We start from the raw sequence: 23,465 nt of genomic DNA, 5'->3' as shown, positions 1-23,465 counted from the left end.
GGTCAGGCGGTCCTTCCGGTGTCGCGCAGGCTCCGCAGGAGGGTGCTGCGCGGGGTGTCCATGGTGGCGAGGGTCTCGTCGAGGACGTCCTGCGGCATGCGGTGCAGGGCGTCGCGGACGTCGGCGCGCAGCCGCGCGGCGACGGCGGGCTCGTACGAGGCGGCCTTCCCCATGTGGAAGGCGATCATCGCGCAGTAGGTGCGGACCGCCTTCGGGAGGAAGCGGTCCGCCTCCACGTCCCGGGAGACGTCGTCGAGCAGGAGGTCGTACGAGGGAATGAAGTCCAGCTGCCGGTTGTCGGTGATCTGGGTGAGCGAGGTGGTGACGCCCCGCCGGTAGAAGACGCCGTGCAGGGAAAGCGCCGCGAAGGTGCGCGCCTTGAGGTGGAGGCGCCAGATCCAGAGGCGGTCCTCGGCGGTTCTGAGAGACGTCTCGAAGCGGGATTCGCCCTTCTCGAAAAGGCGTCCGCTGTAAATTCCGAAGGGGACGAAGGGATAGTCGACCATCGTGACCATGCTGGCCGGCGAGATGCCGTCCCTGGGGTCCATCACGGTGTCCCGGCGCTTGGCCGGGGCATAGCGGATCTGCCGCTTCCGGCCCTCCGACAGGACGTGGTCGGTCCGGGCGAAATCGCAGTCCAGGCGGGAGATTCCGGCGACGGCCGCGCTCAGGTGGCCGGGCGCGTACCAGTCGTCGCCGTCGAGAAAGGTGAGGTAGTCGCCGGTCGCCGCGTCGATTCCGGTGTTGCGGGCCTGGGCGACGCCCCTGTTCGTCTCGTGCCGGATGACGGTGGCGTTCGGCAGGCGGTCGCGCCAGCGGTCGAGGATCTCCGGGGTGTCGTCCGTCGAGCAGTCGTCGATCAGCAGGAACTCGAATTCCGGATCCGCGTTGTTCGCGAGACTGCGCAGGGTGTCGGGCGCGTAGGCCCCGACATTGTGGAACGGTACGACGACGGACAGTTTCGGCACTCGGGATCCCCACGCTGAATCGAACAATTTAACGCCGTTACGGCGGGCACAGTAACGACCGACTTCTCCGGGTGAACGATCCGTGCGTGCACTCCGGGTGAACTCTTGTCGTCCCGGGCGCGAACCCGGTCACCGGCGGGCCCGCCGGCGGTGCAGGAGCGCCGTCGTCGCGAGCGCGAGGAGCGCCGCCGCGCCGACCGCGCCGCCGAGCCGGAGCCCCGGCGGCCGGAAGGAGCAGCTGACCGTGCTCGCCCGTCCGTCGAGGGGGACGGCGACGAGGCCCTCGTACGCGCGCGGGGGTCGGGCGTCCGCATCGCCGGCGGAGCAGCGCCAGCCGGAGATGCGCGGCGCGGCGAGAACCGCGACGCCCTCGCTGCCCGGCGGCAGTTCGGCGGTGACGGTGTGTCCGTCGGCACGCACGCGCGTGGCGCCGGTGGCGGTGAGCTGCCGTACGGCGGAGTCGAGCCGGGCGCGGACCAGGCAGCCGATCGGCTCCCGGGGCAGCCGCACCTTGCCCTGGGGCCCGAGGTCGATCCGTACCGCGCCGGAGGCCGGGACGGTGCCGAGGGCCTGCAGGGGGGCGCGCACGGCGGGCGGCCTGCCGTCGAAGCCCACGGGCCGCTCCCCCGCGAGGGCCGCCGTGCCCTTGTACTCGGGTGCCCAGAACCAGACCTGGGAGCCCGCGGGACAGCGGGCGGTGAGGGTGCGTCCGGTACGGCTCGGGGCGGGCAGCTCGTACACGTCGGCGCCGAGGAGGCGCTCCTGCCGGGCGAAGGCCGAGTCCCCGGGGTGCGTGGCGGGCCGCTCCGGCGGACGGACGGTGACCAGGGGCGGTACGGGGGTGGTGGTGGCGGTGACCGTGGCGCGGGGCAGGGCGTCCTGCCGTACCGGCTCCGTGGGCCGCGAGCGCAGTCGGGTGCCGATGGAGAAGAGGGCGTCCGCGACGGGGTTGTCGAGGCTGACCGGGTGCCGGCCCTTGGCGTAGTAGCCGAAGCCGAGCGAGGCCAGGGTGCGGGAGGTCACGTCCGCGGTGAGGCTGCTGTAGTAGTCGGCGCCCTGCCCTCCGACGAGCAGCACGTCGTTGCCTCCGGGGACCTCGCCGGGGTCCGTGCGGTGGCGGGGCCAGTCGTCGGCGCGGGCCACCTCGGCGGCGGCGGTGGCGTGCCAGGGGCCGATCCGGGGCGACCAGGCGACCTTGTCGCGCTGCTGCTCCTCGATCCGCTTCCCGTTGACGGCCGCCTCGCCCGCCTGCCCGGCGACGAGCAGGACGACGGCGAGGACGGGGAGTACGCGCGCGGCGGGCCGGCGGTCGCGGGCCTGATCGGTGCGTACGCGCGCGTGGTTCCGGCGGTCGCCGACGAGGGCCAGGAGGCCCGCGGCGAGCGCCAGGAGCACGGCCGCGCCGAAGGCGGGGAAGGTCCACCGGTCGATGTCGACGCTCCCCCGGGCCGTCCACGCCAGGGCTCCGAGGAGCACCACGCCGGCGAGGAGCGCGGTCGGTCGGGGCACGCCCCGGGCGGCGGAGAACCAGGCGGCGATCAGCAGCAGGCCGCACAGGACGAAGGTCTGGCGGTACGGATTGCCGTTGGGCGAGGCGCCCGCGTGCCACAGGAGATGGGTGGGCTCCCACTGGAGGGAGAGCGTCACCAGGACGATCGCGGCCGTCCAGCCGGCCCGGACGCGTGGGGCGACGGCCCGGTTGAAGGGCAGGGTCAGGGCGAGCGTGAGGGCGGGGGTGCCGATGAAGAGGGCGGGGCTGGCGCCGCTCGCGGTCGCGGGCAGCAACCGGGCGAGGACGTCCGTCCAGGGCGCCGGCGCGAAGGTGGTCTCCGGAGTGGGGTCGGCGACCTTCGTGGCGAGGAAGACGACCACGACGAGCGGCGCGGCGAGCCCGACGCCGATGAGGACGCCCCGGGCGGCCCGGAGCGCAGCGGCGAGGCGCTGCCGTGCGGTGGCCGTCTCCTCGGCGGTGAGGAGGCGCACGAGGAGGACGACGGCCGCGCCGAGGGTCGCCATGTACGCGGTGTAGAAGTTGGCGATCCAGGCGAGGGCGACGACGAGGGGGCCGAGGACGGGACGGCGGCCGGTGCGGGCCCACTCGCCGACCAGGCAGAGAAGCGGGAAGGCGACGAGCCCGTCGAGCCACATCGGGACGGTGGCGCCGTTGCCGAGGGTCCAGCCCGAGAGGGCGTAGGCGGTGCCGAGGGCGGCGGCGACCGGCCACGGGCCGGGGCGCAGCCGCAGGAGCAGCAGGGCCATCGCGGCCGCCGCCGCGCTGATCTTGGCGGCGGTGACGACGTACAGGGCGAGTTCGACGCGGTCCGCCGGGAAGAGCACGACGAGCAGGTCGAAGGGGCTGCTCAGATAGGTGCCGATGTCGCCGAGGAAGTTGGAGCCGAAGCCGGAGTTCCAGTTGAGGAAGGCGTCCCCGTGCGTCTCGCCGAGCAGGAAGGCCCGCCAGTAGGCGTGGAACGGCAGGTACTGCTGGCCGAGGTCGACGGTGTTCCTGGTCACCGGGCCGAAGGGGTACGTCCGGGAGAGCCGGGTGGCGAGGCAGAACAGCACGGCGGTGAGCAGCGCGGCGGCGGCCGGGGCCCGTGGGCCCGCGAACCGCCGCCGTGCGTCGCCGCCGAGCTCGTCGGGTACGGTCCGGCGCTCGGGGTCCTCGACGTACACGGCCTCGGCGGCGGGTGGCACACATCCTCCAGGGGGCGCACAGCACGGAGACGCCCGGAGGGGTCGTCACGGGCCGACCGCCATTACCGCCGAGGCGGGCGACCCGCAACCGATCGGCAGGCGCTCTTCAGGCGCACCCCCGGTGAACTCCGGGTGCCACGCGCCACGGAGGCGTCAGCCGGCGGACGCCGGGGCGAGGAGCTCGTCGACCGTGCGCGCCACCGTGCCGAACAGGTCCCTGACCGTCGTCAGGCTCGCGGCTTGGAGGGCCTCGGAGGACTGGACGGTGCCGTCGGGCGCCTCCAGGGGGCGGGTGGCGGTGGCCTCGGCGACCACGGTCGGGCGGTAGCCGAGGTTGAAGGCGCCCTGGGCGGTGAAGAGGACGCACATGTGCGTCATGAAGCCGGCGATGACGAGGTCGCCGCTGACGCCGAGGTCCTTGAGGGTGTCCTCCAGGTCGGTGGCGTGGAAGGCGTTGGGGAACTGCTTGACGACGACCTTCTCGCCCTCGATCGGGGCGACTTCGTCGCTGATCGAGCCGATCTCGGCCCGGATGTCGTACGGAGTGCCCTCCCCGCCGTCGTTGACGATGTGGACGACCGGCGCACCGGTGGCGCGGGCGGCGGCGAGCAGCCTGGCCCCGGCGGCCAGGGCCTCCTCGGCCCCGTCGAGGCGCATGACACCGGTGCGGTAGGTGTTCTGGAAGTCGACCAGGATCAGGGCGGACTCGCCCAGTCGCGGCAGCTCCTGGGGCAGTCCGATCACATCGCGGAGGGTGGTGGAGGCGGTCATGAGGCTTCCTTTCATCGAGGGTCGAGAGAAACGACGGGGTGTCAGGAGAGGGTCCTGGGGGCGCCGTCGGGCGTGAGGAGGTGTCAGGAGAGGCTCCTGGGGGCGCCGTCCGGCGTGAGGAGGTGTCAGGAGAGGCTCTTCGGGGCGCCGGCGGGCGCGAGGTCGACGAGCTTGGCGGCGATGCCGCGCTCCTGGAACGCCTTGACCAGGGACGTCATGTCCTCGGAGTAGATGTTCCAGCTGTCGGTGTGCACCGCGACCACCCTGCGGGGGTCGAGGTCCTTCGCCACCTCGGCGGCGTTCGCGGAGGTGAGGGTCAGCGGGGCGTTGCCGAGGATCGCGGGGGTGCGGGCGGCGCCGGCGAAGAGGACGGCCGTGTCGATGGGGCCGATCTCCTTCCTGACCCGGTCACCGACCTCCCCCGCGACCTTGACCGAGGCGTTGTCCCCGGAGATGTAGGTGGTGGGGACGCCCTCGCCGCTGAGGACGAAGCCGGTGACCTCGCCGTCGGCGCCGCGGTCGACGCCGTCGGGGCCGTGGAGGGCGGGCACGGCGGTCACCTCGACCGCGCCCGCGGCGGTCTTCACCTGCCGGGATTCCCAGCTCTTCATGCCGGTGACGTGGTCGCCGAGCCGCTTCCGGGCGCCGGGCGTGGAGAGGACGACGGGGACGTCCTTGAGGAAGGCGCGGCCCTTGTCGTCGAGGTTGTCGTCGTGCTGGTCGTGCGAGAGCAGTACGGCGTCGATCCGGCCGATCCCGTCGATGCCGAGCGCGGGGGCCTGTGTCTTCTCCAGGCCGCTCCTGTACTTCTTCGGCCCGTCGAAGGTGGGGTCGAGCAGCAGGCGCACGCCGCCGATCTCCAGGATCGTGGTCGGCCCGCCGATGTGCGTGGCGGTGAACGCCCTGGTGGGGGCGGCGGTGTCCTCGTCCGTGCCGCCGCCGCAGCCGGCGAGGAGGGCCACGCCAGCGGTGGCGGCGACGGCGCCCGAGGTGACGCGTCGTCGGAGGAACGTCGAACGGCTCATGGGGGAACACCAGCTCTCGCGTTGCGTACGACAGGAGGGCTCGGAGGCGCGCCACCCCCCGGGCATGTTCAACACGCTAACACAATACGTAAGCGACGATAACGTCGAAGTCGGTCTCCCAGGTCAGCACTGTTAACGCTGTTATCGTGGGAGCCATGTCGACGGCACGAGAGCGCATCCTGGAAGCCACCGGGGAACTGCTCGCCACCAAGGACGCGCTGGCGATCTCGACCCGTGCCATCTGCGACCGGGCGAAGGTCGGCGCGCCGGAGATCTACCGTCAGTTCGGCGACAAGCAGGGGCTGCTCACGGCGGTGGCCGACATCGGCTTCGAGCGCTTCCTCGCCGAGAAGCGGCGGAACCCGCTCACCGAGGACCCGGTGGCGGACCTGCGCACGGCCTGGGACAGCCACGTCGCGTTCGCGCTGCGCAACCCGTACCTCTACCGCCTGATGTTCACGCCGACGGGCGACGCCAAGCCGCAGGCCATCAAGGAGGCGCAGGCGATCCTGCTGAAGGCCGTGGAGCGCTGCGGCGACGCCGGACGGCTGCGGACGGCCCCGGAGTTGGCCGGCCAGTCGATCCTCTCCGCCAACGTGGGCGTGTGCATGATGGCGCTGTCGTTCCCCGAACTGTTCGGGGACGTCGCCATCTCGTACGCGGTACGCGACGCGGTCATCGGGAAGGTCACCGGCGACGAGCGCGAGGACGGCCGGATCGGCACCGCGACCGTCCTCGCCCAGGCACTGCTGGGCACCCTGACGGGAACGGCTCCGGTGAGCGCGACGGCGCTGGACGGCCTGACCGACGCGCCGAGGCCGCCGGCCTGAGCCCTGCCGTCAGGCGTTGCCGACGGTCAGGCCTCGCCGACGGTCAGGCGTTGCCGACGGGAAGGACGTCCGGGGAGAGGGCTCCCGCGCGGGCGGTGGCCGAGGTCATGCGGCGGCGGTGATGACGGCGGCAGAGGACCTCGTAGCCGATCTCCTCGGCCGGACGGTTCACGTCCCCGACGACGACCTGCTCGCCCTCGACGACCATCTCGCCGCCCACCGTACGGGCGTTGTGCGTGGCGCGGGCGCCGCACCAGCACAGGGCCTCGACCTGGAGCTGCTCGATCCGGTCCGCGAGCTCGATCAGCCGCTGCGAACCCGGGAAGAGCTTCGTACGGAAGTCGGTCGTGATGCCGAAGGCGAAGACGTCGAGGCCGAGGTCGTCGACGATGCGGGCGAGCTGGTCGATCTGCTCCGGGGCGAGGAACTGGGCCTCGTCCACGATCACGTAGTCGGCCTTGCCGCCCTGGGAGAGCTGGGTGACCAGATACGCGTACAGGTCCATGTCCCGCGGCGCCTCGACCGCCTCCGTCACCAGGCCGAGCCGGGAGGACAGCTTGCCCTCGCCCGCCCGGTCGTCACGGGTGAAGATCACGCCCTGAAGCCCCCGCGCGTCGCGGTTGTGGGCGATCTGGAGCGCCAGGGTGCTCTTCCCGCAGTCCATGGTTCCGGAGAAGAAGACCAGCTCGGGCATGACGGGACGGGGACCTTTCAGGTCGTGGGGGTACGGGGCGGTGTCAGGGGTCAGGAACGGATTTCGAGCAGCGGGACGAGCTGCTCCGCCGGGGTCATGGACCCGTGCATGCCGGCCATCGCGGACTCGTTGGGCTCGTTGACGGAGGCGGTGATCGCCACGTCGTCGTGGGCCGCCGCGACGACGTCGCCGATCCGGCCGTACACCCGCTCGTCGACCTCCTCGCCGAACCAGCCGAGGGCGATGGCCTCGTCGCGGCTCGCCACCCAGAACTGCTCGCCGACGACCTCGCGCCAGCAGGTGAGGACGTCCGCCTCGGCGCCGGGCACGGCGTAGACGTGGCGGGCCCGGCCCTCGCCGCCGAGGAGGGCGACGCCCGCGCGCAGCTCCCAGTCCTCGTCGAAGTCGATGCGGTGCTGCTCGTCGAAGGGGATGTCGACCATGCCGTGGTCGGCCGTGACGTACAGGGCCGAGCGGGGCGGCAGCTGCTCGGCGAGCCGCTGCACGAGCCGGTCGACGAACATCAGCTGGCCGCGCCAGGCGTCGGAGTCGATGCCGAAGCGGTGGCCCGCGCCGTCGAGCTCGCTGTAGTACGTGTAGACCAGCGAGCGGTCGCCGGCGGCGAGCTGCTCGGCGGCGAAGTCCATGCGCTCCTCGCCGGAGAGCCGCCCGTGAAACGTTCCGCCGCTGAGCGCGACCTTGGTGAGCGGGGTCTGCTCGAAGATCGGGGAGGACACCTGGGCGGTGTGGATCCCGGCCTCGTGCGCGAGCTGGAAGACGGTCGGGTACGGCTGCCAGACGCGCGGCGCGGTCCACGGCTTCCAGCGCAGCTGGTTCATCAGCTCGCCGGTGTCCGGGTTGCGCACGGTGTAGCCGGGCAGTCCGTGCGTCCCGGGGTGGCGGCCGGTGCCGACGGAGGCGAGCGAGGTCGCGGTGGTGGCGGGGAAGCCGGCGGTGATGGGCCGGCCCGTGCCGCCGCGCGAGGAGCCGAGGAGCGAGCTCAGGTACGGGGCCTCGTCCGGGTGGGCCTTGATCTGCTCCCAGCCGAGCCCGTCGATCAGGAAGACGCAGTTCCGGTCGGCCGGGGCGAGCTCCGCGATCCGCGCGTCGAAGCCGGGCACGTCCTGGCCCGCCACGAGCGTCGGCAGCAGGTCGCCGAGGGAGCCGGAGGCGTACTCGGGCACCGGTGCGGTCTCCGGGGCGAGCGGGACCGGGTCGTCGGGCCAGCCGTGGGTCACGGCGGTGGGCTGCGCCATCAGCGGGTGGGCGCGGCGGTCGCCGCGATGGCTTCGGACAGAGCCTGGGCGAACGCGAGGGTCTGCCGGACGGTGTCCGGGCCGTCTCCGGCGTCGCTCACCCGCAGGCTGAGGTCGTCGGCGGTGGCGTTGCCGGTGTAGCCGTGGTCGGCGTCGCAGTTGGGGTCGCCGCAGGCGGCGGGCTCCAGGTCGATGCGGGAGACGGCGCCCCAGCCGATGGTGAGGACCACTTCGCGGGGGAGCGTGCCGGGCGTGTACGACTCGGGGTTGGCGACCACGCGGCTGACGACGACGGACGAGATCCGGTCGAGCTTCACGGACTCGGTGGAGGTCGTGGCGTACGGGGTCGGGGAGCTCGTGTCGGCGGCCTGCTCGTCGGTGTGGCTGACGACGAAGCGGTGCGGCGTCAGGACGAGGACGGTGACGTGGCGCCGGACCTCGTTCGCGTCGAAGGTGGTCTCCTGGTGGACCACGTACGACGAAACGGCCTCGCCGCCGACGGCGGCCTCCACCGCCTCGGCCACGAGGGCCGGGTAGTAGCCGCTGCGCTCGATCGCCGCGCGCAGCCCCTGGGTCGTCGTACCGCTCTTTGCCATGGACTCCATCCTACGGGGCCGAGGGGCCCCCTCCGGCCCCGTCAGTAACGTGGCAGGCTCCGCGGCCCTAGGTCGGTGCGGGGCGGGGGCGGGGCCAGGCGGACGGTCGCGCCGAGGACGGAGAGGCCGCGGGGTGCCACGACCACCGGCTCCAGGGAGACCGCGACCACCTCGGGGTGGTCGTCGACGAGCCGTGAGACCCGCAGCAGCAGTTTTTCCAGGGCCGGGGTGTCGACCGGGGCCGAGCCGCGCCAGCCGAAGAGCAGCGGGGCGGTGCGGAGGGAGCGGACGAGTTCGGCGGCGTCCCGGTCGGTGGCCGGAACCAGCCGGTGGGCGATGTCGCCGAGCAGTTCGGAGGCCGCGCCCGAGAGGCCGAAGGAGAGGACGGCGCCGACGGCCGGGTCGATCGCGGAGCGGACCACGGTGTCGACGCCCCGGGGCACCATCGCCTGGACGACCGGCTGGAGCTCCTCCGGCTTGCCGAGGACCTCGGTCAGCTCGGCGTACGCCGTGCGGAGCTGCTCCTCTGTGGCGAGGTCGAGCCGGACGCCGCCCAGGTCCGGGCGGTGGCGGAGGTGGGGCGCGGTCGTCTTGAGCGCGACGGGGTAGCCGAGCCGGCCGGCGGCCGCGACGGCCGCGTCGGGCGTGGGCGCGGGGAGGGTCGGCCGGACGGTGATCCCGTACCGGGCGAGCAGCGCCCCCGCCTCCTCGGTGTCGAGGGTCACACCGCGGGCGTCGACGTCGTCGGTACCGAGGACCCCCTCGATGAGCGCGGCGGCGCCGGCCTCGTCGATGTCCTCGTACTCGGGCACCCGCCCGGGCTCCGCGGCCTGCCGCCGCCACTGCCCGTACCGCACGGCCTCGGCCAGGGCGCGCACGGCGCGCTCGGCGGCGGGGTAGGCGGGGATGGTGGCCTGCTGGGCGGGGACGGTGGGTTCTCGATCGGGGGTGGTTCCCCGGCCGTCCGGTACGGGAGCGGTGGCCGCGGCGGGAGCGGCCGCGCGGGTCGGGGGCGAGGTGACCGCTCCGCGCCCCGGTGCCGTCGGCCGGGTGCTCGTCGCCACCGCGAGGGCCTCCGCGAGGCCGCCCATCTCCACGTGGACGACGACGACCGGCTTCGTCGGAGCGGGGGCGGAGGCGACGGCCTCGCGGAGGGCGGCGGCCAGCACCTCGCCGTCGCCGAACTCGGTGGCCCCGTCCTCCCCGACCCAGGGGATCGCGGTGACGACGACCGCGTCGGAGGTGTCGTCCGCGAGCGCCGCCGCGAGCGCGTCCCGGAAGTCCGCCGGGACGGCCGCCGTCGTCAGGTCGAGCGGCCGCAGCGGGCGCAGCCCCTCGGTCAGGCAGGCGTCGTACGTGAGGAGGCCGAGCGACTCGGAGTTGCCGAGGATCGCGACCCGGGGCCCGGCGGGCAGCGGCTGGGCGGCGAGGAGCAGTCCGGCGTCGACGAGTTCGGTGACGGTGTCGACGCGGATCACCCCGGCCTGGCGGAGCAGCGCGGAGACCGTGGCGTGCGGGATGCGGGTGACCGGCACCCGGTGGCCGGGCGGGGCGCTGCCGCTGTGCCGGGCGCCCTTGACGACCACGACCGGCTTGACGGCGGCGGTGCGGCGGGCGAGCCGGGTGAACTTCCGGGGGTTGCCGATGGATTCCAGGTAGAGGAGGACGACGTCGGTGCCGGGGTCGTCGTACCAGTGCTGGAGGAAGTCGTTGCCGGAGACGTCGGCGCGGTTGCCGGCCGAGATGAAGGAGGAGAGCCCGGCTCCCCGCCGGTGCAGTCCGGCGAGGAGGGCGATCCCGATGGCGCCGGACTGGGTGAAGAGCCCGATCCGCCCCGCGGCCGGCATCTGCGGCGCGAGCGAGGCGTTGAGCCGGACGTCCTCGGCGGTGTTGATGATCCCGAAGGCGTTGGGGCCGATGATCCGCATGCCGTACGAGCGGGCCTGCCGTACGAGCTCACGCTGGCGCTCGCGGCCGGCGGCCCCGCTCTCGGCGTATCCGGCGGAGAGGACGACGAGGCCGCGCACCCCGTGTTCGCCGCAGTCCGCGACGGCCTCGGGCACCCGTTCGGCGGGGACGGCGACGACGGCCAGGTCCACGGGTTCGCCGATGGCACCGACGGAGGGGTGGGCGGGGACGCCGTCGAGCTCGGTCTCCCCGGTGAGCGCGGCGTTCACCGCGTACACCCGTCCCGTGAAACCGGCGCCGAGGAGGTTGCGGAGGACGGTCCGGCCGACGCCGCCCGGTGCGCGTCCGGCGCCGACGACGGCGACGGATCCGGGGGTGAGGAGGCGCTGCACGGAGTGGGCCTCGGCGCGCTGTTCCCGGGCGCGCTGGACGGCGAGGGAGCGGTCGGTCGGTTCGAGGTCGAGGTGGAGCCGGACGGAGCCGTCCTCGAAGCTGCGCTTCTGGGTGTAGCCCGCGTCGGTGAAGACCTTGATCATCTTGGTGTTGGCGGGGAGCACCTCGGCGGCGAAGCGCCGGATGTCCCGCTCGCGCGCGACCGCCGCGATGTGTTCGAGGAGGGCGGAGGCGACGCCCCGGCCCTGGTGCGCGTCCTGGACGAGGAAGGCGACCTCGGCCTCGTCGGCGGGGGCCGAGGCGGGCAGCCCCTGGGCGTTGATGCGGTCGTAGCGGACGGTGGCGATGAACTCGCCGCCGACGGTCGCCGCGAGTCCGACCCGGTCCACGAAGTCGTGGTGGGTGAAGCGGTGGACGTCCTTGGCGGACAGCCGCGGGTAGGGCGCGAAGAAGCGGTAGTACTTCGACTCGTCCGAGACCTGCTCGTAGAAGCTGACGAGCCGGTCGGCGTCGTCGGCGGTGATGGGCCTGATGCGCGCGGTGCCGCCGTCGCGGAGCACGACGTCCGCCTCCCAGTGGTCGGGGTAGGCGTGCTCCGCTGGGCCCGGCCGCGCCGGTGGTGCCGGTGGTTCCGCCGCTTCCGACTGCTCCGACGCGCTCTGCATGGGGTCAGCCTACGGCCGCGACACGACTGTGGCACCGGTCGCGGGGTGGGCATGCGAGACGCAAGGTGTTGCAAGCTGGGAAGGGCCGACGGACGGTCCGGTCCGGGGCGAAGGATGGTCCTTCCCGGGCCGCAGGTCGGTGTGAGCACCGCGCAACCCGTGAGAGACTGGTCTAGACAACCCGCTTGAGACTTGAAGGGCAACACCATGGCTGAGCGCCGCGTCAACGTCGGCTGGGCCGAGGGCCTGCACGCCCGCCCCGCGTCCATCTTCGTCCGTGCCGCCACGGCTTCCGGCGTGCCGGTGACGATCGCCAAGTCCGACGGCACCCCCGTGAACGCCGCCTCCATGCTCGCGGTGCTCGGTCTGGGCGCGCAGGGCGGCGAGGAGATCGTTCTCGCTTCGGAGGCCGACGGCGCCGAGGCCGCGCTCGACCGCCTGGCGAAGCTGGTCGCCGAGGGCCTGGACGAGCTCCCCGAGACCGTCTGACCCTCGCCCCGTTCCCCGAATGGCCGTGGCCGCCGAAATTCCGGCGGCCACGGCCATTCGCATTCCCCCGCATCTATTTCCGGGCAGCACAAAAGACGCGGCCGAATGCCTATTCTTTGTATACGGCGTGCGTGTTAATTCCGGGCACTCGCCGTGTTGACGGCATGTTGCGAAACACTCACACCGCCGCGCCCCGGACTTTTGAGCCGGTGCAGCACCATCGAACGCTCCGCGTGCAGCGCGGTCAGCGACCTCGCCCGCTCGGCGTCCCCGCGTGCCACGGCGTCCACGATCGCGCCGTGCTCGGCCCAGGCCTCCACCGGCTGGACGGGCTGGTCCACCACGTACGTCCAGGCGATCTTGTGCCGCAGCTGGGTGAGCAGCGCCGTCAGGGCCGGGCTCCCGGAGGCCTGCGCCAGCGTCTCGTGGAACCAGCCGCCGAGCGAGCGCAGATCCTCGCCCTGCCCGCGCCTGGCCCGCTCCTGCCCCAGCCTGACCAGGCCGCGCAGCACCTTGAGATGGGCCTCCGTGCGCCGCTGCGCCGCCCGTGCGGCCCCCAGCGGTTCGAGCAGCGCCCGCATGTCCAGCAGATCGGCCGCCTCCTGCTCGGTCGGCTCGGCGACATGGGCACCCGCGTGGCGACGGGTGACGACGAAGCCCTCGGACTCCAGGGTGCGCAGCGCCTCGCGGACCGGGACGCGGGAGACCCCGTACCGGCGGGCGAGCTGCTCCTCGGTCAGCCGGCTGCCCCGCTCGAACACGCCGGAGACGATGTCGTCCCGGATCGCCGTGCATACCGAGTGCGCGGGAATGCGCATGTCCGACCTCCGCCTTGGTCCGCGCGAGTCAATTCCGTCGGCGCCTGTTCTGCGCCCGATCTGCGACTCTATTGCAGCGCGCCGGAATTTCCGATGCCCCAGCGGAATCCATGGATGTCTTTTGGTCAGCGAAAAGCCCCGGCTCAGTACGAGCCGGGGCTTTTGCGACGCGGTGCGCGGCGGGTCGGTCAGACGTTGACGCCGCGGGCGCGGAGGTACGCGACGGGGTTGATGTCCGAGCCGTACTCGGGGCTCGTGCGCGCCTCGAAGTGGAGGTGCGGGCCGGTGGAGTTGCCGGACGAGCCCGAGACGCCTATCTGCTGGCCCGGCTCGACGGTCTGGCCGACGTAGACCCCGATGGAGGAGAGGTGACCGTACTGGGTGTACGTGCCGTCGCTCATCCGGATCACGATGTTGTTGCCGTACGCGCCGCCCCAGCCGGCCTCGACGACGGTGCCGGAGCCGACGGAGACGACCCGGGTGCCGTAGGCGGCGTGGAAGTCGACGCCGGAGTGGCTGCCGGAGGACCAGAGCGAGCCGCCGGTCTTGTAGCCGGTGGAGACGTACGAGCCGGCGACGGGGAGCTGGAAGGAGGCCAGGCGGCGGCGCTCGGCCTCGCGGGCGGCGCGCTCGCGCTCCAGGCGGATCTCCTTGGCGCGGGCCTCGGCCTTGCGCTTCGCCTCGGCCTTGGCCTTCGCCTTGGCGATGGCCTCGTCGGCCTCCTGCTCCTGGGCGGCGGCCTGGGCGTTGATCGGGTCGACGAGGGAGTCCTCGGTGATGACCTGGGTGAGGCCGGTGTCCTCGAGGGAGTGCTTGTCCGTGTCGGCGGCGAGCGCCGGGGAGGCGAGGGTTCCGATGACGCCGGTGGTGGCGATGGTCGCGACGCCGGCGATGCCCGCGCTGCGGCGCGCCATCCGGCTCGGACCACGATGCTTCCCGGTGGCACGGGTGAACGCCATGAAGGGGCTGGTCCTTTCCTTCCTTCTCGCCTACCGGGTTAGCTGACGGGTTCGGAGCAGGAAGGTCTCCTACGAGCCCCTCCGTCGAGACGAAGGCGCCCGATTCACCCCAGGGACTACGTGTGGGTCCCCGGCTCCCCAGGCTCGCGCCTGACGGGGACTCGGCGATGACTGTCCGATGCCGCGGGTGCGGCACGTGCAACTGACGAACAGTCGCCCCGACGCTATGCGGATCGTCTTTCAATCACCAACCGGACACGCCTTTTGTAAGACATGCCACAGGGCAAACGATCATCCTTGCAGGCAATACGGACAAAGCGGAGGACCCCGACGAACTATGCCGTCGGGGCCCTCCTGTTGTCGTCCGGGAGCCGGAATCAGCCCGTCACGACGGTCACTTCACCGATGCCGAGAGCGCGCACCGGCTCCGCGATCTGCGCCGCGTCGCCGACGAGCACGGTGACGAGCCGGTCCACCGGGAAGGCGCTGACCACCGCGGCCGTCGCCTCGACCGTGCCGGTCTCGGCCAGGCGCGCGTACAACTGGGCCTGGAAGTCGTCCGGGAGGTGCTGCTCCACCTGGTCGGCGAGCGTCCCGGCGACGGAGGCGGCCGTCTCGTACTTGAGGGGCGCCACGCCCACCAGGTTCTGCACGGCCGTCTCGCGCTCGGCGTCGGTGAGGCCCTCGGCGGCCAGCGTGCGCAGCACCTTCCACAGGTCGTCGAGTGCCGGGCCGGTGTTGGGGGTGTCGACGGACCCGCTGATGGCGAGCATCGAGGCGCCGTTCCCCTCGGCGTCCGAGCGGAGCACCTGGCCGAAGGCCCGCACGCCGTACGTGTAGCCCTTCTCCTCGCGCAGGACCCGGTCCAGACGCGAGGTCAGGGTGCCGCCGAGGCAGTACGTGCCGAGGACCTGGGCCGGCCAGACGCGGTCGTGCCGGTCGGGGCCGATCCGGCCGATGAGCAGCTGCGTCTGCACGGCGCCGGGACGGTCCACGATGACGACCCGTCCGGTGTCGTCGGCGGTGATCGACGGCATCGGGAGCGGCTCGGCGGGCTCACCGGTCCAGGCGCCCAGCGTCTCGGCGAGGACCTTGTCGAGGTCGACGCCGGTCAGGTCGCCGACGACCACGGCGGTGGCCGTGCCGGGCCGGACATGCGCCTCGAAGAAGGCGCGGACGGCGGCGGCGTCGATCGCGGCGACGGTCTCCTCGGTGCCCTGGCGCGGCCGGGACATCCGGGACTCGGCCGGGAACAGCTCCTTGGAGAGCTGCTTCGCGGCGCGGCGGGCCGGGTTGGCCGTCTCGTGCGGGATCTCGTCGAGACGGTTGCGCACGAGCCGCTCGACCTCGGTGTCGAGGAACGCCGGGGCGATCAGGGCCTCGGAGAGCAGGCCGAGCGCCTTGGGCAGCCGGGAGACCGGGACCTCCAGGGAGACCCGTACGCCCGGGTGGTCGGCGTGCGCGTCGAGCGTGGCGCCGCAGCGCTCCAGCTCGGCCGCGAACTCCTCGGCGCTGTGCTCGTCGGTGCCCTCGGAGAGCGCGCGGGCCATGATGGTCGCGACACCGTCGAGACCGGCGGGCTCGGCGTCCAGCGGGGCCGGCAGGAAGATCTCCACGGCGACGACCTGCTGGCCGGGACGGTGGCTGGTGAGCACCGTCAGACCGTTGTCCAGCTTCCCCCGGTCCGGGGCCGGGAAGGCCCACGGCTTCGCGGTGCCCGGCTGGGGCTGCGGGTGGAAGTCCATGCTCGTCAAAGACGCGGCGGCGTCGGTCACTGGTCCGCTCCCTCTTCGTGGTCGTCGCCGTCGGCGGTCTGCTCGGTCGCCAGGGGCTCGTAGACGAGCACCGCGCGGTTGTCGGGGCGCAGCTTGGCCGCGGCGACCGCCTGCACCTCCTCGGCGGTGATGTCCAGGACGCGGTCGACGGCGGTCAGGGCGAGCTGCGGGTCACCGAACAGCACGGCGAACCGGCACAGTTCGTCGGCGCGGCCCGCGACGGTGCCGAGCCGGTCCAGCCACTCGCGCTCCAACTGGGCCTGCGCGCGCTCCATCTCCTCGGGCGTGGGGCCCTCGGCGGCGAACCGGGCGAGCTCCTCGTCGACGGCCGCCTCGATCTGCGGGACCTCGACGCCTCCGGAGGTCTTGACGTCCAGCCAGCCGAGCGAGGGCGCGCCGGCGAGCCGCAGCAGGCCGAAGCCGGCGGCGACGGCCGTACGGTCGCGGCGGACCAGACGGTTGTGCAGGCGGGAGGACTCCCCGCCGCCCAGGACCGTCAGGGCCAGGTCGGCGGCGTCCGCCGCGCGCGTGCCGTCGTGCGGCAGCCGGTAGGCGGCCATCAGCGCGCGCGCCGGGACCTCCTCCTCGACGACCTCGCGCAGCTGCTCGCCGATGACCTCGGGCAGGTCGCCGGGGCGCGGCTCGGGCTTGCCGTCGTGGGCGGGGATGGAGCCGAAGTACTTCTCGACCCAGGCGAGCGTCTGCACCGGGTCGATGTCGCCGACGACGGACAGCACGGCGTTGTTCGGGGCGTAGTACGTGCGGAAGAAGTTCCGCGCGTCCTCCAGGGTCGCCGCGTCCAGGTCGGCCATGGAGCCGATCGGCGTGTGGTGGTAGGGGTGGCCCTCCGGGTAGGCGAGGGCGGTCAGCTTCTCGAAGGCGGTGCCGTACGGCACGTTGTCGTAGCGCTGGCGGCGCTCGTTCTTGACGACGTCCCGCTGGTTCTCCATGGACTCGTCGTCCAGGGCGGCGAGCAGCGAGCCCATGCGGTCGGCCTCCAGCCAGAGCGCGAGCTCCAGCTGGTGCGTGGGCATGGTCTCGAAGTAGTTGGTGCGCTCGAAGCTCGTCGTGCCGTTGAGCGAGCCGCCGGCACCCTGCACCAGCTCGAAGTGGCCGTTCCCGTGCACCTGCTTCGAGCCCTGGAACATCAGGTGCTCGAAGAGGTGGGCGAGGCCCGTGCGGCCCTTGACCTCGTGACGCGAGCCGACGTCGTACCAGAGGCAGACCGCGGCGACCGGGGTCAGGTGGTCCTCGGAGAGCACCACGCGCAGGCCGTTCGCCAACCGGTGCTCGGTCGCTGTCAGGCCGCCGGAGCCGGCCTCGGCCGTGGCCGTGTGACCCATGGGCATGTACGTCCCTTCGATCGCGATGTGAAAAAGTCCTGCCACTGTATGCAAGCGCGCCGACACCTGGCGAAGTTCCCGGGCCTTCGTGATGTCCCTCTTCCGGGTCGCGGTCGGCGTTGTCGGTGGCACGGTCCACAATGGTCCGCGTCAGATCAACCTTGTTGGTGAAGGAGCCGCAGCCGCGATGGCCCGCCGCAGCACGAAGACACCGCCGCCGGACGACGCGTTCGAGGAGCGAATCCTCGACATCGACGTTGTCGACGAGATGCAGGGCTCCTTCCTCGAGTACGCGTACTCGGTGATCTACTCGCGCGCCCTCCCCGACGCCCGCGACGGCATGAAGCCCGTGCAGCGCCGCATCGTCTACCAGATGGGCGAGATGGGACTCCGCCCCGACCGCGGCTTCGTCAAGTGCGCCCGTGTCGTCGGCGAGGTCATGGGCAAGCTCCACCCGCACGGCGACGCGTCGATCTACGACGCGATGGTCCGCATGGCGCAGCCCTTCTCCATGCGCCTCCCGCTCGTCGACGGCCACGGCAACTTCGGCTCCCTGGGCAACGACGACCCGCCGGCCGCCATGCGATACACCGAATCGCGGATGGCCCCGGCCGCGCTGCTCATGACCGAGTCCATCGACGAGGACACGGTCGACTTCTCGCCGAACTACGACGGCCAGGAGCGGGAGCCGGTGGCGCTCCCCGCCGCCTACCCGAACCTGCTGGTCAACGGCGCGTCCGGAATCGCCGTCGGCATGGCGACCAACATGCCCCCGCACAACCTCGGCGAGGTCGTGGCGGCCGCCCGCCACCTGATCCGGCATCCGAACGCCGACCTCGAGACGCTGATGCGCTTCGTGCCCGGCCCCGACCTGCCGACCGGCGGCCGGATCGTCGGCCTCTCCGGCATCAAGGACGCGTACGAGTCGGGCCGCGGCTCCTTCAAGATCCGCGCCACCGCGACCGTGGAGACCGTGACGGCCCGCCGCAAGGGCATCATCGTCACCGAGCTCCCCTTCACCGTCGGCCCCGAGAAGGTCGTCTCCAAGATCAAGGACCTGGTCGGCTCCAAGAAGCTCCAGGGCATCGCGGACGTCAAGGACCTCACCGACCGCAGCCACGGCCTCCGCCTGGTCATCGAGATCAAGAACGGCTTCGTGCCCGAGGCGGTCCTGGAGCAGCTCTACAAGCTGACGCCGATGGAGGAGTCCTTCGGCATCAACAACGTGGCGCTGGTCGACGGACAGCCGCTGACCCTCGGCCTCAAGGAGCTCCTGGAGGTCTACCTCGACCACCGCTTCGAGGTGGTCCGGCGCCGCTCCGAGTTCCGCCGCACGAAGAAGAGCGACCGCCTCCACCTGGTCGAGGGCCTCCTCGTCGCCCTGCTCGACATCGACGAGGTCATCCGGCTCATCCGGGAGAGCGAGAACTCCGCGCAGGCCAAGGAGCGCCTGATGGAGCGCTTCTCGCTGAGCGAGATCCAGACGCAGTACATCCTGGACACCCCGCTGCGCCGCCTCACCAAGTTCGACCGCATTGAACTGGAGAGCGAGCGCGACCGGCTCAACGGCGAGATCGACGAGCTGACCGGCATCCTCGAATCCGACGCGGAGCTGCGCAAGCTGGTCTCGGCGGAGCTGGCCGCGGTCGCCAAGAAGTTCGCCACGGACCGGCGGACGGTCCTCCTCGAGTCGGCCGGCGCGCCCGTCGCGGCCGTGTCCCTGGAGGTCGCGGACGACCCGTGCCGGGTGCTGCTCTCCTCGACGGGCCTGCTGGCCCGCACGGTGACCGAGCACCTCCCGCCGGTGGTGGACGGCAAGCGCGCCAAGCACGACGTCATCGTCTCGACGGTCGCCGCGACCCAGCGCGGTGACGTCGGCGCGGTGACCTCGTCCGGCCGACTGCTGCGGATCGCGGTGATCGACCTTCCGCAGCTGCCGGACACCGCGAGCGCCCCGAACCTGGCGGGCGGCGCGCCGCTGTCGGAGTTCCTCTCCCTGGAGGCGGACGAGACGGTGGTCTGCCTGACCACGCTCGAGGAGTCCTCGCCCGGCCTCGCGCTCGGCACGCTCCAGGGCGTGGTGAAGCGCGTGGTGCCGGACTACCCGGCGAACAAGGACGAGCTGGAGGTCATCACCCTCAAGGACGGTGACCGGATCGTCGGCGCGACGGAGCTGCGGACGGGCGAGGAGGACCTGGTCTTCATCACCTCCGACGCCCAGCTGCTGCGCTACCAGGCCTCGCAGGTGCGTCCCCAGGGCCGCCCGGCGGGCGGCATGGCGGGCATCAAGCTCACCGCGGGCGCCGAGGTGATCTCGTTCACGGCCGTGGACCCGGCGGCGGACGCCGTCGTCTTCACCGTCGCGGGCTCCACGGGCACGCTGGACGCCTCGGCGGGCACGTCGGCGAAGCTGACCCCCTTCGACCAGTACCCGCGCAAGGGACGGGCGACCGGCGGTGTCCGCTGCCAGCGCTTCCTGAAGGGCGAGGACGTCCTGATCCTGGCCTGGGCGGGCGCCACCCCGGCCCGCGCCGCCCAGAAGACGGGCCTCCCGGTGGACCTCCCGGACCCGGACCCGCGCCGCGACGGCTCGGGCACCCCGCTGGCCAATCCGGTCGAGGTGGTGGCCGGCCCGGCCGTCTAGGAAGCCTCCGGGTCCTCTTCGGACCGCTGTACGTACCGCAGGACGCCCCACATGCTGTGCTCGTCGGGGGCGTCCTGCGGGCCGTTCAGCTCACAGGAGGCGAGCTCCTTGCGCAGTGCGGCCGCGTCGACGCCGGAGCCGATCAGGACGAGCTGGGTGAGGCGCTCCTCGCCGGCGGGCCAGGGCTCCGGGTAGAAGCGCAGGAAGCGGCCGACGGCGTGCACGGTGTAGCGGTTGGCCGGGTCGGCGGGGCCGAGGTCGACGAAGCCCTTGATCCGGTAGAGGCCCTCGGGCCGCGAGTCGAGGAAGGCCATCAGACGGCGCGGGTGCAGCGGCGTCGAGGCCGTCACCGACAGGCTCTCGTAGGCCGCGTGCGGATGGGCGTGACCCTCGTCCTCGGAGCCGTACAGGATGTCCTCGATCGACATCTGGCCCTCGATCTCCCCCTCCGGCACGACCCGGTCGAAGAGCAGCTCGGGATCGACGCGCCCGTGCGAGGCCTCGACCACGGCGGCGCGCCCGGCGAGCCCGGCCACCGTCTCCCGTACGCTCCGCAGCTCGTCCGCGGCCACCCGGTCGGCCTTGTTGACGACGACGAGGTCGGCGAGGCCGAGGTGCCGGTCGGTCCCGGGGTGCCGCTGCCGGGTGGCCGCGAACTCGGACGCGTCGACGACCTGCACCAGTCCTCCGTACACGACCCGCTCGTTCTCGCTGGCGAGCACCATGCGCACCAGCTCCTCCGGCTCCGCGAGCCCGCTCGCCTCGATCACGATCACATCGAGCTGGGACTCGGGCCGGGTCAGCACCTCCAGGTACTCGTCGAGCTCGCCGGCGTCGACGGCGCAGCACAGGCAGCCGTTGCCGAGGGAGACGGTGGAGCCGACCTGTCCGGCGACGGTCATCGCGTCGATGCCGATGTCCCCGAAATCGTTGACCATGACTCCGATACGGGTGCCCCGGGCGCTGCGCAGCAGATGGTTGAGGAGCGTGGTCTTCCCCGCTCCGAGAAACCCGGCGAGGACGACGACGGGGATCTGCTGCGTGGTCAAGGGACGTGCCTCCGGTTCCTCGGGTCCCACGGGTTCCTCGGGTCCCACGGGCGTGGGCCCCGGCGTGGGAAACCCCCAGAATAGGCGCCCGCTCCGTCACCATTTCCGGTCACGGCGCGCGGCCGTCTACCTTTTCGGGCATGAGCCCCGCACAGAGCAGCCCCCCGCGCGCCCGCGCGCGCCGCCGGCGGTTCGGATGGCCGCAGCGGGTGTTCTCGCAGGTCCTGCTGATGCAGCTGGCCATCGCGACCGGTGTGACCGTCCTGGCCACCGGCCTCTTCCTCGCCCCGCTGAGCGCGCAGCTCGACGACCAGGCCATGCGGCGGGCCCTGGCCATCGCCGGGACCACCGCGTCGCCCCGGCTGGCCGCGGACCTCACCGGCAGCCGGCCCTCCGCGCGGGGCCCGGTGCAGACGGAGGCGGAGCGGATCAGGGCGTCCACGGGCGCCGAGTACGTCGTGGTCATGGACACGCGCGGGGTGCGCTGGTCGCACACCGACCCCGCCCAGATCGGCCGGGTCGTCTCCACGGACCCGAGCGCCGTCCTCGCCGGGCACGAGGTCATGGAGATCGACAGCGGCACCCTCGGCCGCTCGGCGCGCGGCAAGGCGCCGCTACGGGACGCGGACGGCCGGATCGTCGGCGCGGTCTCCGTCGGCATCGAGTACGACAGCGTCCGCGACCGGCTCCTCGCCGCCATCCCCGGCCTCCTCGCCTACGCGGGCGGCGCGCTCGCGGCCGGGGCGCTCGCCGCGTACCTGATCTCCCGGCGGCTCCAGCGGCAGACCCATGACCTGGCCTTCTCCGACATCTCCGCGCTGCTCGCCGAGCGCGAGGCCATGCTGCACGGCATCCGGGAGGGCGTCGTGGCCCTCGACCGCAACGGCTCCGTGCGGCTCATGAACGACGAGGCGCAGCGGCTCCTCGGCCTCGGCCCCGAGGCGGCGGGCCGGCCGCTCGACGAGGTCCTCGGCGGGGGCCGCACCGCGGACGTCCTCGCGGGCCGGGTCACCGGCGAGGACCTGCTCACCGTCCAGGGGCACCGGGTGCTGATCGCCAACCGGATGCCCACGGACGACGGCGGCGCCGTGGCGACCCTCCGCGACCGCACCGAGCTGGAGCGCCTCGGCCGCGAGCTCGACTCCACCCGTGGCCTGATCGACGCGCTCCGCGCCCAGGACCACGAGCACGCCAACCGGCTGCACACCCTCCTCGGGCTCCTGGAGCTGGAGATGCACGAGGAGGCGGTGGAGTTCGTCACGGAGGTCGTCGGCGTGCACCGGGCCACCGCCGAGCAGGTCACGGAGAAGGTCCACGACCCGCTCCTCGCCGCGCTCCTGGTCGGAAAGGCGACCGTGGCCGCCGAGCGCGGCGTCTCGCTGCGACTCGCACCGGACTCCCTGCTGCCGGACCGGCTCGTCGACCCGCGCGAACTGGTCACCGTCGTCGGCAACCTCGTCGACAACGCCCTGGACGCCGCCGCCGGCACCCCCGGCGCCCGCATCGAGGTCTCCTTCCGCGCCGAGGGCCGTACGGTGGTGCTGCGGGTCTCGGACAGCGGCCCGGGCGTCCCGGAGGAGCGCCGCGAGCTGATCTTCACCGAGGGGTGGACGACGAAGGAGCTCCCGTCCCACGGGAAGCGCGGGCTCGGCCTCCCCCTGGTGCGCCGGCTCGCCGAGCGCCGGGGCGGGACGGCCGGGGTGAGCGACGGCCCGGAGAGCGGCGCCGTGTTCACGGTCGTCCTCCCCGACGCCCTGACCGAACCGGATTCCACCGAACCGGAGACCGCCCAGCCGGAACGGGTTTCGGAGCGCTCCGAGGAGGCGTCGCGATGATCGACGTACTCGTGGTGGACGACGACGAGCGGGTGGCACGGATCAACGCCGCCTACGTCGCCAAGGTGCCCGGCTTCCGGGTCGTCGCCACCGCCCACTCGACCGCCGAGGCGCTCGCCGCCCTGGACGGCCTGCCGGTGGACCTGATCCTCCTGGACCACTACCTGCCCGACGAGAACGGGCTCGCGGCGGTACGCGAACTCCGCGCGCGCGGCCACCAGTGCGACGTGATCATGGTGACGGCGGCCCGAGACGTGGCCACCGTGCAGTCGGCGATGCGGCACGGCGCGCTCCAGTACCTGGTCAAGCCGTTCAACTTCGCCGGGCTCCGCGCCAAGCTGGAGGCCTACGCGACGCTCCGCCGCACCCTGGAGAGCGGCGGAGAGGCGGAACAGGCCGAGGTGGACCGGATCTTCGGCGTCCTGTCGGCGGGCACCGTCGCCCCCGACCTGCCCAAGGGCCACTCCCCCACCACGGCCGAACTGGTCCGGCAGGTACTGCTCGCGGCCGGCGGCCCCCTGTCCGCGCAGGAGATCGCCGAGCGGGCCGGCGTCAGCCGCCAGACCGCACAGCGCTACCTCAAGCTCCTGGAACGCACCGGCCGGGTCCGCCTCTCCCTCCGGTACGGCGAGACGGGCCGCCCCGAGCACCGGTACGCCTGGGCGAGCTCCCAGGCCGGCGGCTGACGCGCCGCACGGGGAGGCCGACGGTCGCACGGCACGGGCACCGGCGCCGGTCAGGGCTCGGGGG

The 23,465-nt window shown here is 72.8% G+C and carries 18 protein-coding genes and 1 riboswitch; of the genes, 5 read left to right on the top strand and 13 right to left on the bottom strand.

The features are described 5' to 3' along the window. Positions 1–2: 2 nt before the first annotated feature. The 4 genes from AB5J54_RS29745 to AB5J54_RS29730 form a co-directional block, all read right to left on the bottom strand. A complete protein-coding gene (locus AB5J54_RS29745) occupies positions 3–968 on the bottom strand; it encodes a glycosyltransferase family 2 protein (RefSeq protein WP_369146977.1) in 966 nt (321 codons plus the stop codon). 129 nt (positions 969–1,097) lie between these two features. After that, positions 1,098–3,665 (bottom strand): YfhO family protein, encoded by a 2,568-nt coding sequence (locus AB5J54_RS29740; protein WP_369146976.1) that lies wholly within the window; start codon positions 3,663–3,665, stop codon positions 1,098–1,100. 153 nt (positions 3,666–3,818) lie between these two features. After that, positions 3,819–4,436: an isochorismatase family protein gene (locus tag AB5J54_RS29735; protein WP_369146975.1), complete on the bottom strand. Its 618-nt coding sequence runs from the start codon at positions 4,434–4,436 to the stop codon at positions 3,819–3,821. A 125-nt stretch (positions 4,437–4,561) separates the two neighbouring features. Continuing rightward, complete coding sequence (locus AB5J54_RS29730) at positions 4,562–5,461, bottom strand: MBL fold metallo-hydrolase (protein ID WP_369146974.1); 900 nt, start codon at positions 5,459–5,461, stop codon at positions 4,562–4,564. Between the two features lie 155 nt (positions 5,462–5,616). Here AB5J54_RS29730 and AB5J54_RS29725 point away from each other — a divergent pair, with 155 nt between their 5' ends. Then, the gene (locus AB5J54_RS29725; RefSeq protein WP_369146973.1) at positions 5,617–6,291 is read left to right on the top strand and encodes a TetR/AcrR family transcriptional regulator; all 675 of its coding nucleotides are present in this window, start codon (positions 5,617–5,619) and stop codon (positions 6,289–6,291) included. 43 nt (positions 6,292–6,334) lie between these two features. Here AB5J54_RS29725 and AB5J54_RS29720 read toward each other — a convergent pair whose 3' ends face one another. Genes AB5J54_RS29720 through AB5J54_RS29705 form a run of 4 tightly spaced genes read right to left on the bottom strand, consistent with a single transcriptional unit; the run spans position 6,335 to position 11,803 of the window. Then, positions 6,335–6,985 carry a thymidine kinase gene (locus tag AB5J54_RS29720; protein ID WP_369146972.1) on the bottom strand — a complete coding sequence of 217 codons (651 nt, stop codon included), beginning with the start codon at positions 6,983–6,985 and terminating at the stop codon, positions 6,335–6,337. Between the two features lie 50 nt (positions 6,986–7,035). After that, positions 7,036–8,241, bottom strand: coding sequence for an alkaline phosphatase family protein (locus tag AB5J54_RS29715; RefSeq protein WP_369146971.1), 1,206 nt, complete (start codon positions 8,239–8,241; stop codon positions 7,036–7,038). Continuing rightward, complete coding sequence (locus AB5J54_RS29710; protein ID WP_369146970.1) at positions 8,241–8,837, bottom strand: DUF5998 family protein; 597 nt, start codon at positions 8,835–8,837, stop codon at positions 8,241–8,243. The genes AB5J54_RS29715 and AB5J54_RS29710 overlap by 1 nt, the downstream gene beginning before the upstream one ends. Positions 8,838–8,878: 41 nt before the next feature. After that, complete coding sequence (locus AB5J54_RS29705) at positions 8,879–11,803, bottom strand: GNAT family N-acetyltransferase (RefSeq protein ID WP_369146969.1); 2,925 nt, start codon at positions 11,801–11,803, stop codon at positions 8,879–8,881. Positions 11,804–12,010: 207 nt separating this feature from the next. On the opposite strand from AB5J54_RS29705, the gene AB5J54_RS29700 reads away from it, so the two are divergent. Beyond that, positions 12,011–12,292: an HPr family phosphocarrier protein gene (locus AB5J54_RS29700; protein WP_015036698.1), complete on the top strand. Its 282-nt coding sequence runs from the start codon at positions 12,011–12,013 to the stop codon at positions 12,290–12,292. Between the two features lie 134 nt (positions 12,293–12,426). Here the strand turns inward: AB5J54_RS29700 and AB5J54_RS29695 are convergent, their stop codons facing one another. From AB5J54_RS29695 to AB5J54_RS29680, 4 genes are all read right to left on the bottom strand, one after another. Further along, on the bottom strand, positions 12,427–13,110 hold the full coding sequence (locus AB5J54_RS29695; RefSeq protein ID WP_369146968.1) for a GntR family transcriptional regulator: 684 nt from the start codon (positions 13,108–13,110) through the stop codon (positions 12,427–12,429). A 188-nt stretch (positions 13,111–13,298) separates the two neighbouring features. After that, positions 13,299–14,069 (bottom strand): M23 family metallopeptidase, encoded by a 771-nt coding sequence (locus AB5J54_RS29690; protein ID WP_369146967.1) that lies wholly within the window; start codon positions 14,067–14,069, stop codon positions 13,299–13,301. Positions 14,070–14,081: 12 nt separating this feature from the next. Continuing rightward, positions 14,082–14,246: riboswitch (cyclic di-AMP (ydaO/yuaA leader) on the bottom strand. A 200-nt stretch (positions 14,247–14,446) separates the two neighbouring features. Continuing rightward, positions 14,447–15,844 carry a M16 family metallopeptidase gene (locus AB5J54_RS29685; protein WP_369146966.1) on the bottom strand — a complete coding sequence of 466 codons (1,398 nt, stop codon included), beginning with the start codon at positions 15,842–15,844 and terminating at the stop codon, positions 14,447–14,449. Continuing rightward, positions 15,841–17,193 (bottom strand): M16 family metallopeptidase, encoded by a 1,353-nt coding sequence (locus AB5J54_RS29680; protein WP_369146965.1) that lies wholly within the window; start codon positions 17,191–17,193, stop codon positions 15,841–15,843. Before AB5J54_RS29680 ends, AB5J54_RS29685 begins: the two co-directional genes overlap by 4 nt. 181 nt (positions 17,194–17,374) lie before the next feature. Here AB5J54_RS29680 and AB5J54_RS29675 point away from each other — a divergent pair, with 181 nt between their 5' ends. Next, on the top strand, positions 17,375–19,831 hold the full coding sequence (locus AB5J54_RS29675; RefSeq protein WP_369146964.1) for a DNA topoisomerase (ATP-hydrolyzing) subunit A: 2,457 nt from the start codon (positions 17,375–17,377) through the stop codon (positions 19,829–19,831). Here AB5J54_RS29675 and AB5J54_RS29670 read toward each other — a convergent pair. Next, a complete protein-coding gene (locus tag AB5J54_RS29670; RefSeq protein WP_369146963.1) occupies positions 19,828–20,880 on the bottom strand; it encodes a GTP-binding protein in 1,053 nt (350 codons plus the stop codon). The genes AB5J54_RS29675 and AB5J54_RS29670 overlap by 4 nt on opposite strands. A gap of 140 nt (positions 20,881–21,020) precedes the next feature. Here AB5J54_RS29670 and AB5J54_RS29665 point away from each other — a divergent pair, with 140 nt between their 5' ends. Together AB5J54_RS29665 and AB5J54_RS29660 are read left to right on the top strand one after the other, a co-directional pair. Continuing rightward, positions 21,021–22,715, top strand: a complete 1,695-nt coding sequence (locus AB5J54_RS29665; RefSeq protein ID WP_369146962.1) for an ATP-binding protein — start codon at positions 21,021–21,023, stop codon at positions 22,713–22,715. Next, on the top strand, positions 22,712–23,401 hold the full coding sequence (locus AB5J54_RS29660; RefSeq protein WP_369146961.1) for a response regulator: 690 nt from the start codon (positions 22,712–22,714) through the stop codon (positions 23,399–23,401). Before AB5J54_RS29665 ends, AB5J54_RS29660 begins: the two co-directional genes overlap by 4 nt. Positions 23,402–23,465 lie beyond the last annotated feature (64 nt).

The organism is Streptomyces sp. R44 (assembly GCF_041053105.1).
Lineage (GTDB): Bacteria > Actinomycetota > Actinomycetes > Streptomycetales > Streptomycetaceae > Streptomyces.
The sequence above is the reverse complement of the archived record's forward strand: the minus strand, read 5'-3'. Positions and strand labels throughout refer to the sequence as shown.